At 49.2% G+C, this 12826-nt stretch carries 11 protein-coding genes and 1 pseudogene; 5 read left to right on the top strand and 7 right to left on the bottom strand.

From position 1 onward, the window contains the following. Positions 1-61 precede the first annotated feature (61 nt). Together BEI65_RS06055 and BEI65_RS06060 are read right to left on the bottom strand one after the other, a co-directional pair. Positions 62-2650: a DEAD/DEAH box helicase gene (locus tag BEI65_RS06055; protein WP_099062570.1), complete on the bottom strand. Its 2589-nt coding sequence runs from the start codon at positions 2648-2650 to the stop codon at positions 62-64. Between the two features lie 5 nt (positions 2651-2655). Further along, complete coding sequence (locus BEI65_RS06060; RefSeq protein ID WP_099062571.1) at positions 2656-3549, bottom strand: DUF1837 domain-containing protein; 894 nt, start codon at positions 3547-3549, stop codon at positions 2656-2658. A 278-nt stretch (positions 3550-3827) separates the two neighbouring features. Here BEI65_RS06060 and BEI65_RS06065 point away from each other — a divergent pair. Continuing rightward, positions 3828-4938, top strand: a pseudogene (locus tag BEI65_RS06065) (IS3 family transposase). 467 nt (positions 4939-5405) lie between these two features. Here the strand turns inward: BEI65_RS06065 and BEI65_RS06070 are convergent. Further along, a complete protein-coding gene (locus BEI65_RS06070) occupies positions 5406-5708 on the bottom strand; it encodes a hypothetical protein (RefSeq protein ID WP_099062572.1) in 303 nt (100 codons plus the stop codon). Between BEI65_RS06070 and BEI65_RS06075 the strand changes: the two genes are divergently transcribed. The 4 genes from BEI65_RS06075 to BEI65_RS06090 are packed head-to-tail and all read left to right on the top strand — an operon-like array spanning position 5707 to position 8076. Further along, complete coding sequence (locus BEI65_RS06075; RefSeq protein ID WP_099062573.1) at positions 5707-6093, top strand: ArsC family reductase; 387 nt, start codon at positions 5707-5709, stop codon at positions 6091-6093. The two genes, BEI65_RS06070 and BEI65_RS06075, sit on opposite strands and share 2 nt — an antisense overlap. Next, positions 6090-7217: a succinyl-diaminopimelate desuccinylase gene (gene dapE, locus BEI65_RS06080; protein WP_099062574.1), complete on the top strand. Its 1128-nt coding sequence runs from the start codon at positions 6090-6092 to the stop codon at positions 7215-7217. Before BEI65_RS06075 ends, dapE begins: the two co-directional genes overlap by 4 nt. Then, on the top strand, positions 7214-7888 hold the full coding sequence (locus BEI65_RS06085) for a M15 family metallopeptidase (RefSeq protein WP_099062575.1): 675 nt from the start codon (positions 7214-7216) through the stop codon (positions 7886-7888). The genes dapE and BEI65_RS06085 overlap by 4 nt, the downstream gene beginning before the upstream one ends. A gap of 2 nt (positions 7889-7890) precedes the next feature. Beyond that, positions 7891-8076, top strand: a complete 186-nt coding sequence (locus BEI65_RS06090; RefSeq protein WP_099062576.1) for a YpfN family protein — start codon at positions 7891-7893, stop codon at positions 8074-8076. A gap of 28 nt (positions 8077-8104) precedes the next feature. Here BEI65_RS06090 and ypfH read toward each other — a convergent pair whose 3' ends face one another. From ypfH to purC, 4 genes are all read right to left on the bottom strand, one after another. Beyond that, positions 8105-8794 (bottom strand): esterase, encoded by a 690-nt coding sequence (gene ypfH, locus BEI65_RS06095; protein WP_099062577.1) that lies wholly within the window; start codon positions 8792-8794, stop codon positions 8105-8107. A 117-nt stretch (positions 8795-8911) separates the two neighbouring features. Next, entirely contained in the window at positions 8912-10924 is a 2013-nt protein-coding gene (locus BEI65_RS06100; protein WP_099062578.1) for a tRNA(Met) cytidine acetyltransferase TmcA, read from the bottom strand. A gap of 48 nt (positions 10925-10972) precedes the next feature. Further along, complete coding sequence (locus BEI65_RS06105) at positions 10973-11839, bottom strand: neutral zinc metallopeptidase (protein WP_012146218.1); 867 nt, start codon at positions 11837-11839, stop codon at positions 10973-10975. A 165-nt stretch (positions 11840-12004) separates the two neighbouring features. Next, on the bottom strand, positions 12005-12718 hold the full coding sequence (gene purC, locus BEI65_RS06110) for a phosphoribosylaminoimidazolesuccinocarboxamide synthase (protein WP_085118101.1): 714 nt from the start codon (positions 12716-12718) through the stop codon (positions 12005-12007). Positions 12719-12826: the final 108 nt, after the last annotated feature.

Genomic DNA, 12826 nt, shown 5'->3' on the forward strand with positions numbered 1-12826 from the left:
CCGTAATTAAAAAACTGGGCATCTGAACGAAAGATAGAGCATATAATAAATTAAAAAACATTTAAAGTAATGCCTGAATCTCAAGCCAATACAATTGGTTTTGCATCACTTTTGATTTAATTCCATCTATGTTAGCAATGTTTAATTGTGAGCTTTCAGGATCATATTTTAAATGACGAGAGAAATTCTTTTTCAAGAAGACTGCACAATGTCTTGAGAACCCCATAAATTGCAATTGCCAAACAACTGGATCATTCGATCCAAACTCAATGAACTGGGACCAATTAGCCCCAGGATTGTTCTCAAATATTAGCGATAGAAGCTGACAGTAATGTGAAATGTAATTTTGGAGTTGATAACCGACCTTCAACTCAATGTCCTTTATAGTATCATTTACTAACTTGGTAATATGCGTAGGGTTACTGGAATCAAATAGCTCACGAACTCCATTAGAAAAATACAATTCCCTTCCATTTGATTTATAGTAATATATTGTATCAGCTATAATTTCACTTAAAGAGTTACCATGCATCCATTTGGATAAAATAACAGCGTAGTAGGTTATTGATTTAGAGTTAAGGCGATTCAACCCTTTACTATATTTTTCTATTTGATAAAGTTCAAATATTAGCTCTAACTTTCCTTTTATATCATCATGCGTAGGATTCCATGATAACTTCAGTTCATCGATAGAATAATTTTTTATTTTATTAAAGGCATTATATTGAGAGTTAATAGCAATATGGCTGTTGGCTAGTAAAATATTTAGAGGGATATTGAGGTCATTAGTACTCTTTAAAGCATGATGTAAAATATCGCTATTACCATTATCCCTAAAGTAGTTAATAAGTGGAAGATTATTAACCCCATCAGTCCTTAAGGTATCTATTCTAACCATGTCCCCTAGGGTTCTTAGAAACTCACTATTCTTAATGCCATCTGTGGAACCAGTTGTAATTATCTGTTTTAATGAATCAATACTTTTCTTATCATTTATATAGAAACTTGGAATTAACTCTATACTATTTTTATCTGATAGAATTAATTTTTTTATTGCATTATCTGTCCATGTTTTGCTTTCATCTTTTACACAGAAAATATCTCCTGCCAACTCCATAGCTAACCTTCCAGCTCTACCTGCAAGATTCCAAAAATCAACTGACTCAAAGTGGCTGTTTCCTTTCTTAGATGTTAGAATGAATATTGAACGTGCCGGTAAATTTACGCCTTCCAGCAATGTTGATGTGCAGAATAGATATTCTATATTCCCTTTTCTAAAATGATGTTCAATAAGGTCACGAATTGCTTGCGGTAAGTTACCAAAATGAAATGCAATACCATATTCTATGGCTTCGGCCAATTCATATCCATTGTGTACAAACTCTCTAATTTGCGAGGCAAGATCAGAATTATAGAGTCTCTTTGCTTGCTTTGTTTTTTTAATATAATTCAAAAACTCTCTTGTCCGTAACAGTGTATTATCTATACCTCCAGAATAAATTATTTTACTTTTACCTTTGTTGATTTTATATATAAGATCATTAGCAGAAGCATATCTTTCATTTATATTTTTTATTTTTGTTAAACTATTTCCACCTACATAACTGAAATTCTGCTCTAACAAATCAATAAAATATAAATTTTGTGCAGTAGCACCTTCAATGCTTCTATATGTCGCAGCATTTTCTCTATCGAATAGTTTGTTAAACACCTCGGGATTTGATAAGTTTGGTGATGAAAAAAATAATTTCGCATTAATATTTAAATTTAAAGCCTGTTCAATAGCTGAATATGTAACAAGACTTCTCGTGTCATTTTTTGTTGTAAGCTTCTGAGCTTCATCTACAAAAATATAATCAATTTTCATTTTAGGAGATGAACTAATTAAACTAACTAATCGTTCAGGAGTTAGTACGAAAATATACCCCCCACCATTATCAACACCACCTCTTAACATATAGGAGGTAGTAATTAATCTATAACGATTTTTATTAATCTCATTCCTAAGCTCGTTCTTCAGCTTTAATGTATTCTGACTGATTAGTGCTCTGGTAGGGACCATAAGCACAATTTTTTTACAATCTTCATTAATGACAATATGTTTTATGTATTCATTGATAACAAATGATTTCCCCATTGATGTAGGACCTGCAAAGCTTAAATTATTTGAGCTAATCAAGGATTGATAAAGTTCATATTGCCTGTCTGTAAAATATAAACCATCGACACTAGTCTTTTGGATGGTTTTTTTTACCGCAGACTCAACCTCACGATCTAAAGGTAATTGTACACCTTGCGATATTAGATTGTCCGCAGCGAATACGCCTAAGCGGTTGATTACGGCTGACCCAACCATTTTGAAATAAGGATTATTTGATTGGAATGTAGCTATTTTACTTATTATTTCAAATGAACTAGAGCGATGTTTTTCTGATAGAGAGTGTGATAGTATGTCCGCAAAACGCAAAGCATGTTCAATTTTTGACATGTCAATTACATCTATTATATCCTGCTCATTATTGTTAAACAAACAATCATCATATATCATTGATATATATGTGTGAATTTCTTTGAAGTAATCACTCTCATAAGCATCCACTGACAAACGCTCTGCTAGTGGAATTTTTTTTATAATACCTTCTTCATTCATAACTCTCACCCAACCGTTAGCATTTCTTGAATTAGTTTCTTTCGGGTAATATCTATATCCGTAAATGGAACTATGTAAATATGAAAATCATGACCAAATAGCTTATGCTTTATAATTCTCTTTTGAATGGTATCAATTACTCTGGATGCATTTTGTTGCACAACGGAGTATATCCATTCTCTAAATTCACTATTTTTCATGGATAACTGAACATCATCAATAGATAGTTCAAAACCTAGAAAAACACCAAAAGACAAATCGAGATCTGGGCCATTATCTCCTGAGGGGAGTAAAATAGATTTGATTGTTTCATACCCTTCTTCTGTAACCATTTCATTTATTACATGAGTATCAATTAAACCTCTTTCAAACCCTAAACCGTTAAGTTTAAACTCTGCAATAGAGTCAAATGCTTCGCGGGCACCGTCTAGTAAGTTTGCATACATTTTAGACTCACCAAAAATTAATTGATAATCGTTGCCTACTTCTAAGAGATGTATACCATCAGACCCTTTAATATAGTCATTCGCATCAGTTTTTAACTCCATTTTAGACAACAATTTAGGTGCATTTAAACCTGACTCAAGAAATGCATATAGTAGCAATTCACCAAGCTCACCTTCATTAGATGTATAATTCCGAAATTTCCGAATTGCCTCTAAATATGGTTTAGGACTAAATCTTGGATGATTTTTATCGAATTCTGCTAACCTTCGATTAGAATGAACATAGCCAACAATTAACTCTCGTAGTTCATCAACTAACTTTTGGTATATAAAACTATTACTTTCAATATTAAGTACATGCAAATTTATTGTTGATTGCTGAGGTGACCGATCTAACTGTAATGTTCTAAATAAATTAAGAAATCGTTTGTTGACTCGTATTGGTAGCAACATTTCCACAATACCCTTTTGTTATCATGGATAAAATTTAACACGCATACCTCTAGTTGTCGATTTCATGGTCATAGTATACATACTGTATAAAAACACAGTCAAGTCTGTTTCATCAAGTTAATAGGCGATTTTTTGACTTAGTGCAGTACCCCTATGCAAGCACTGCAACTTAGTAACTCTAAAACGTTGTAGCTTCGTTTGTAAGTATCCCTGCAAAACGAACCATTCACTTTTAGAGATCTTCCGACATACTGACTATGTCCCTGGAGGAGATCGCCATGCGCAAAGCACGATTCACCGAACACCAGATCATCGCCGTTCTGAAGTCCGTCGAAGCCGGACGCACCGTTAAAGACGTCTGCCGCGAGGCCGGGATCTCTGAGGCCTCTTACTACAACTGGAAAGCAAAGTTCGGCGGTATGGAAGCCTCTGATATCAAAAAGATGAAAGACCTTGAGGATGAAAACCGCCGGCTGAAACAGATGTTTGCGGACCTGAGTCTCGAGTGCCACGCACTGAAAGACGTCATTGAAAAAAAGCTTTAAAACCAGCGATAAAGCGTGAGCTGGTCAGCTATCTGACCGCGCAGTTTGCCATGAGCTTACGCCAGGCATGTAGGACATTGTCGCTGAGCAGGACGGTATTTCGTTATCAGCCGGATACGCGACGTGATGAGCCGGTTATCATGGCGCTGACCATGGCGGCTGAACGCTATCCACGATACGGATTTAAGAAGTTTTTCAGGTACTTCGCAGGCAGGGCAATATCTGGAACCATAAGCGCGTGCACCGGATTTACTGCCAGCTAAAACTGAATTTTCGCCGTAAGGGTAAACAACGCCTGCCGGTGCGCAATCCGGCTCCGCTGGCAACGCCGGAAGCACTCAACCAAAGCTGGTCGATTGATTTTATGCACGATGCCCTGACATGTGGCCGACGTTTTCGGACCTTCAACGTTGTGGATGATTTTAACCGTGAGGCTCTGGCCATCGACATTGACCTGAATATCCCGGCCCAACGGGTTGTCAGGGTGCTGGACAGGATAGTTGCAAACCGTGGATATCCGTTGAAGATGCGGATGGATAACGGGCCGGAACTGATATCGCTGGCTCTGGCACAATGGGCTGAAGACCACGGAGTGATGCTGGAATTTATCAAGCCAGGCAAACCGACGCAAAACGCATTTATCGAACGTTTTAACCGGACGTACCGGACCGAAATACTGGATTTTTATCTGTTCAGAACACTGAATGAAGCACGGGAAATAACGGAACGCTGGCTGACTGAGTACAACAGCAAGCGACCTCATGAGTCCCTGAATAACCTGATGCCGGAAGAATATCGGCTGATGGCAGATAAACCGGAAACCCCAAAAAGTGCGTGGAACTAAAGCTGGGATACTTACACGTTCACCAAATGCGTTTTAGTCAGGTTTACCCCCTTCTGAACTTTTTTACATTTTCCTTTAGTGCCCCAAGTGCCGGATTAGGTGACGTTACATAAGGATTTGGTTGTGAAAACTGTATACCTGCGCGGGATAATGCTTCTATGCGGTAACCACTTTCAACTTTGCCGCCGATCTGCTGTGTACAGGGCTTCCCGATCCGTACATAGCAGTTGAGTACTACCCGTGATCGGTTCTGCTTCACTTGAATGTGTAATACTTGGTCATTTCTATTATTAAGATCATTAGATAGGGGAGCATTACACTTTTCTACATCACTGGCCCATGAACGAGTTTTCAACAATGGCTCAGTGCCAGCCGCATACACAGCCGCGACTCTTTGTACCACTAAGAGTGTTTGCGGCTAATGGTAAGCCACTTCTCAACATCATGCAGTTCGATTTGAGCACGGTCTAATTGCGAAATGTACTCAACACCCTTGAAAGGGTTTTCGCGAGAGAACTGATCGAGCCTTTCGCTATGTCACCATCATTAACACGCTTGAAAAATCGTCCTAACCCTGCACTTTCATGCAAATGTTCGGCTTTGAATGCTAAACGCCCTTCATCGATAATTAGCTCGTAGTCTGGATCGAAATCCTGCACTGGGGCATTATCTTCAAAATACTTGATGAGCAGTGATTCCTGACAGTTTAGGCCATCGCCTGATACCTGTTGCTCTGAACTTACCCTGATATAGAGGTAACATTTTTTCATGAAAGACAATGCTCAAAAAAGTTTGCTTAAGCTCTACGGCATCAAAAATTGTGACACCATCAAAAAAGCACGCCGCTGGCTGGAAGAACAGGGTGTGGCTTATCAATTTCACGACTACCGCGCCGACGGGCTGGACGAACAGCAACTGCGTGGTTTTGTCGAACGCCTGGGCTGGGAGCCGCTGCTGAATACCCGCGGCACTACCTGGCGCAAGCTGGATGAAGCGCAGCGCACCGCCTGCGACAATGCCGATGCGGCCATCGCGCTGATGCTGGCTCAACCGGCAATCATCAAACGCCCACTGCTGGACGACGGCAACGGACACGCCCTGCTCGGCTTCAGTGCCGAAGGCTACCAGCAATTTATTTCCGAGGTGGCAGCATGATTTGCCCGGTTATCGAACTGGCTCAACAGTTGATTAAACGCCCGTCGCTCAGCCCGCACGATGAAGGCTGCCAGGCACTGATGATTGAGCGTCTGGAAGCCATTGGTTTTACCGTTGAGCCCATGCCGTTCGGCGATACCCTGAATTTCTGGGCCTGGCGTGGCGAAGGTCAAACGCTGGCGTTTGCCGGCCACACCGACGTGGTACCGACCGGCGACGAAAAACGCTGGGACAACCCGCCGTTTGAGCCAACCATCCGCGACGGCATGCTGTATGGCCGTGGCGCGGCAGACATGAAAGGTTCGCTGGCCGCGATGGTCGTGGCGGCTGAGCGTTTTGTGGCAGCCAACCCGCAGCATCGGGGCCGTCTGGCCTTCCTGATCACCTCCGATGAAGAAGCCAGTGCTACCCATGGTACGGTGAAGGTGGTAGAGGCGCTGATGGCGCGTAGTGAGCGCCTGGATTATTGTCTGGTCGGCGAGCCGTCCAGTACCGAACGTGTCGGGGACGTGGTAAAGAACGGCCGTCGCGGCTCGATCACCGCCAACCTGCACATTCACGGTATTCAGGGCCATGTCGCCTATCCGCATCTGGCGGATAACCCGGTACACCGTGCCATGCCGGCACTGAATGAATTGGTGGCGACCGAGTGGGATCGCGGCAATGAATTCTTCCCGCCGACCAGCATGCAGATCGCTAACGTGCAGGCCGGTACCGGCAGCAACAACGTGATCCCAGGCGAGATGTTCGTCCAGTTCAACTTCCGTTTCAGCACTGAATCGACTGACGCAACCATCAAACAACGCGTGGAAGAACTGCTCGAGCGCCACCAGTTGAACTACAGCATCGAATGGCGCCTGTCGGGCCAGCCGTTTCTGACCGCACGCGGCGCACTGGTGGATGCGGTGGTTAACGCCGTCGAACACTATTCTGAGCTGACGCCACAGTTGCTGACCACCGGGGGCACCTCAGACGGTCGTTTTATCGCCCAGATGGGCGCGCAAGTGGTTGAACTGGGGCCGGTCAACGCGACGATCCATAAGGTCAACGAATGCGTACACGCTGCCGACTTGCAGCTGCTCAGCCGCATGTACCAGCGCATCATGGAGCAACTGGTCGCATGATCACGCCAGAAATGCTGACCGGGCGCTCAACCGATCATCTGGTACCGCTCTGCGGTAACCACCGGTTGCAGCCCGCCGCCGTGGCCGCGTTCCTCGCCATGCAACAGGCGGCACTTGCGGCCGGGTTCGATCTCCAGCCCGCCAGCACATTTCGTGATTTTGATCGTCAACAGGCGATCTGGAATGGAAAATTCTGCGGGCAGCGCCCAGTATTAGATAAGGACAGTCGACCGATCGACATCACGCCACTGTCCGCCGCCGAGCGCTGTGAGGCAATCTTGCGTTGGTCGGCTTTGCCCGGTGCCAGCCGCCATCACTGGGGCAGTGACCTCGACGTCTACGATCCCTCACTGTTACCGGCAGGGCAAAAGTTGCAGTTGGAGCCCTGGGAATACCAGCATGGCGGCTACTTTTATCCGCTCAATCAGTGGATGACGGCGCATATGGCTGAATTTGGCTTTTACCGTCCGTTCACCGAAGAAGGTGACGGTGTGGCGGTAGAACCCTGGCATCTGAGTTACCGGCCACTGGCGCGTGAAGCCGAGCATCTGCTGACGCCGGCGCTGCTGCTGGCAGCCTGGAAAAATAAGGACGTTGCTGGTGCCCAATGGCTTGAAGAGCATTTGCCATCGATATTTTCGCGTTTTATACGCCCTGAAGGAAAGGAGTAAATATGGAATGGTTAGCTGACTACTGGTGGATCATCCTGCTGATTTTATTCGGCATGATTATCAGTGGGATCAAAGAGCTGCGCCGCGTTGACGTCAAACGCTATCTGGCCGATAAGCCGGAGCTGCCACCGCACCGCGATAACAACGCCGAGTGGGATAACGACGACGACTGGCCGAAGAAGAAATGATATCAGGGCGCATTTAGCGCCCTGAAGTTTATTTAAAAGCGATCAAATCGCCGCGTTTGCCGAACATCGCTTCATCCCAGTAGCGCTGAGGCACGTAGTAATGCAGCCGTTCGAGGGCATCGTTCATCATGCCCTGATTGATGGCGTGCCCCACGTCTTCTTCCACGTCCAGCGTGAAATCGACGCCAATAGCCTGCAGCTGTTCTGCCGCCGCTCTGGCATGTTGCACCGCAATCACCGCATCCTGTTCGCCGTGGATCAAGTGCACCACGCAATCACCGAACGCCCGCTCCGGCAGGCTGGCAAAACGTCCGCTGAAAGCCACTACCCGGCCGGCCAGTCTGGGTTCTGCCTTCAAGGCTTCCAGCGCCATGATTGAGCCCTGAGAAAAACCGACCAGTGCGGTGCCGGCATCATTCACGCCGCTCTGTTTCTGCCAGTAACGCACAGTTTCGACAAACTGTGGCATCACTTCAGCAATGCGCTCGGCGCGGTTTTCTTCGGTCACACCCTGCACCGAAAACCACTGACGGCCGCTGCCGTTACCGAAGGCAAAAGGGCCACCAATGCTGACCACCAGCGCCTGCGGGAAGTCTTTGGCGAAATAGCTGCCAATCTCGCCCATCGCCTCTGGGGTATCGCCAACACCGTGAAACAGCAGGATCAGCTGCGCAGCCGGGGTTGCCGGGCTCTGTACAACAAAATGCTCATGTTTCATCGGTGACTCCTCGTATTGATCAAATTCTGCCCGGCGCCAGTTGCCCGGGTTCCTGTCAACTACTATACGCCGCTGAGAATTCAGGAAAATCGGGTTTTATTGAGCAACATCTTCAATTTATTCCAACGATTGCGACCAATTGTGCCAGCGCAGGCAGTGCTGGGCATCAAGTTGCTCAAGCGCTAACCCCGCCTCCTGCCGCCAGCGGCGTAGCAAAGCCTTCTGGCCGCTGAAGCCAAGCAACGCCACGCAGCCCGCCGGCGTCGTTTGCTGTTGCAGATGCTGACGCAGTGCGGGCAGCGGCAAAGGACTGGCTAGCAGTAAACGTTGTAGCGCCCCCAGGCTGGCCTCAAGCGGCCGATGGGCGAAGGCGAACCCGGCAAGTTCGCGCCAGTCATCCTCACCCAACTGGATATCGCCGTCGTCACCGGTGATTTCCAGTTGCAGATCAATACGCGGCTGCAGCCAGCGCCAGTCACGCGCCAGATGCTTATGCGCCGCATGCCGCAGCGCCTCACCCTGCTCACTTAGCGGCAGGATGGCCATGGCGGTGTAACAACCGCTGCTGGCTTCCGTTTTGCTGCCGATGCGCACCAGTTCAAAACCACAGGATTGCCAAAAGCGCCACAGCGACTCGGTGTAACCAAAGCTGACCGAGAGGTAATCCAGCCCCTGCGTTTGCCGACGTTGCTGTACGATCAGACTGCGGGCAATGCCCTGCTGACGCAAAGCCGGTAATACCGCAATGCGGGTAATGCGCCGTGAACGCAGCGTCGGTGCCCACCACTGCCCGCCATGTGCCGCCAGCGACTGTGCCACCAGGTTGCCGCGCGGTCGCCGCCGCCCGGCCCAGACTTCGTGTGCCAGTTCGGCGCTCAGGCCGCCTTCCTCCACCAGCCACAGTGCGCCGATGACTTCATCTTCAACCTGCGCCACGCCAAAATGCATGCCGGGCGCGTCCATCAACCGCCGTAAATCAAGCGGTGAAGTGCGGTAATGGGCGCTGCTTAACAGGGCGTAAAAACGCATTAACCCTTGAGGGTCGGCACACAGCGCTCCTTGTTCTGTCTCGCTGATACTGACGGGTTTATTCGTCGCCGGCCAGAGTGGCAGTTCGTTGAACAACAGCGCGTTATCAATGACGCGTTCCAGCGCATCGCCCTGCGCCCAACGCATGGGCTGCTGTAACCCCAGCGACTGAAACGCAGGCAACCCCGCGCAAAATTTCAGTAAAAACCCCCGGCCGGTGCCTTCATAGCCCTGTACCGTGGTGGTCAGCAAAACTCGGGGGAAATGGCTAACCAGTTGTTGCAGCAACGGGCCGGGGATCGCCGCCGCTTCGTCCACCAGCAGCCAGCCCACGTCGCTGACGTCGTGTTCGCGACAATGGGCCAACAACGCGTCCGGTGCCCAAAATTGTGCGCGGCCCTGCGCCCATTCACCAGCGACCTCGGTAGCCGCTCGGCTGGGCCCGGTGATCCAGCAGGTGAGCGGCGTGTTCGCCACCAGCATACCCGCCACCGTTGACTTGCCGCGCCCACGGGCAGCGGTCAGCACCCAAATGCCTGACTCAGCGCCGAGTAATTGTGCCAGCAACCTTTGCTGCTCGGGAGTCGGCTGGCCATCCGGCGCTTGCCACTGCGGGCGTATTGGCAAGGGTGCCAAAGTCAGCGGCTCATCCTCTCGCCAGAGCGTGACTTCGTTGTCCGCCGCCAGGTGTTGCTGTAGATGGTGAATGAAATTAGGGGTCATGATCGGCTGCGGGCAATCGCTCCAGCGCAGGCTGTCGTGGTCCGGCTGCTGATGCCATTGTTGCCATGGTGGTGTCAGCAACAGCAACCAACTGCCGGCGCGCAGGGTACCGGCCAGCGCGGCCAGCGCTTCGACATCCAGGCCGCGGGTCGCATCAAACACCGCATGCAACCGCTCCTGCCCCAGCAATGTCCGTACCGCACCACTGGCCAGTGACGGCATAGCAGGCGGCGGATTTTCTCCCACCCACGGCCAGTCGCCCGGCAGGGTTGTCGCCAGCCGTTGTGCTTGCTGGCGACACCATTGCGGCTCGCCACTGAGCACCAGCAGGCGCCTGATGCCCTGCTGCTGCATAAGTTGTTGCATTGCCTGTAACATCAGGATCCAGACCTAAAAAAATGCCGGAGTCAGGCTCCGGCATGCATGTTAACGGGAAGCGAAGGTGTTGCAGGTGTTAGGATCACCGCTATCGAAACCCTGTTTAAACCAGGTGTAGCGCTGCTGCGAGGTACCGTGAGTGAAACTGTCCGGCACCACTCGTCCCTGGCCCTGTTGCTGCAAACGGTCGTCGCCGATCGCCTGCGCAGCGTTCAACGCCGCCTGCAAGTCGCCCTCTTCCAACATCTGTTGCTTCTCGGCATATTTGCCCCAAACGCCGGCAAAGCAGTCCGCCTGCAGTTCCATTTTCACCGACAGACGATTCACTTCCGCCTGGCTGGCACCCTGCTGCATCTGACGCACTTTAGGCTCAATGCCCAGCAGGTTCTGCACATGGTGGCCCACTTCGTGCGCCACCACATAGGCCTGGGCAAAGTCACCGCCGGCCCCCAGTTTGGTTTTCATATCCTGATAGAACGACAGGTCGATATACACCGTTTTATCGCCCGGGCAGTAGAAAGGCCCCATCGCCGCCTGACCGGTGCCACAGCTGGTGCGCGTTACGCCGCGATACATCACCAGTTTGGGTGGCTGGTAGGTTTTGCCCATGCGCTGGAAAACTTCTTTCCAGTTATCTTCGGTAGAGGCCAGCACCACCGAGGTAAATTTAGCCAGTTCATCGTCTTTTGGACTGATGCTGGCGCTTTGTTGTTGAGTTTGTGGGCTAACGTCCCCACCGTTCAACAGCGGCGAAAGATCGATGCCGTAATAGCCGGCCACCAGCACCACCACCAGAATGGCGATACCGCCCTTGCCGCGAGGCACGCGGAAACCGCCGCCACCGCCACCCAGACCTGAAGACTGCCCGCGACGATCCTCAACATTGTCACTTTCCCGACGCCCTTGCCAACGCATATGTAAACTCCAGATTAGGTTTTTGTCATGTTACGTAGATCATTATAAATGCTCAGCGGCAAAGGAAATGTAGAATTTTTCTGGAAATGCAGACAGAAGGAACAGACGGCGGGGAAAGTCAGGAAAATGACGGGGCCGGAGAGACCCCGTATAGCGAGAAAACGCTTAGTCGAGTTTGACGCCGATGCGGCGAGCCACTTCTTCGTAGGCTTCGATCAAGCCACCCAGGCTCTGACGGAAACGGTCTTTGTCCATCTTGTCCAGGGTGTTTTTGTCCCACAGGCGGCTACCGTCCGGTGAGAACTCATCACCCAGCACCACTTCGCCATTGAACAAGCCGAACTCCAGCTTGAAGTCGACCAGGATCAGGCCGGCATCGTCAAACAGCTTGCTCAGCACGTCGTTCGCCAGGTAGCTCAGCTCACGCATGCGTGCCAGGTGCTCTTTGTTCACCCAACCAAAGGTTTCACAATAGGACTCGTTGACCATTGGATCGTGCATCGCATCGTTTTTCAGGAACAGGTCAAACAGCGGCGGGTTCAGTACCAGTCCTTCTTCAATGCCCAGACGCTTCACCAGTGAACCGGCGGCACGGTTGCGGATCACACACTCGACCGGCACCATGTCCAGCTTCTTCACCAGCACTTCGTTGTCTGACAGCAGGCGTTCCATTTGCGTCGGGATACCGGCTTCTTCCAGTTTGCTCATGATGAAATGGTTGAACTTGTTGTTCACCATGCCTTTGCGATCAAACTGCTCAATGCGCTGACCATCCAGTGCTGACGTATCGTTGCGGAACTCCAACACCAACAGATCAGGGTTTTCGGTGGTGTAGACGGTTTTTGCCTTTCCGCGATACAGCTCAGCTAGCTTTTGCATCTTAGTTACTCCAATAAAAAATTGTTTTAAAAACGCTGCAAGAATGATGGGTATATTGTGCCAAATATGCGACGCAAACGATACCGTAACCATCAAAGAAAAAGGGGC

It is taken from the genome of Serratia sp. BW106 (assembly GCF_002607755.1).
Taxonomy (GTDB): domain Bacteria; phylum Pseudomonadota; class Gammaproteobacteria; order Enterobacterales; family Enterobacteriaceae; genus Serratia; species Serratia proteamaculans.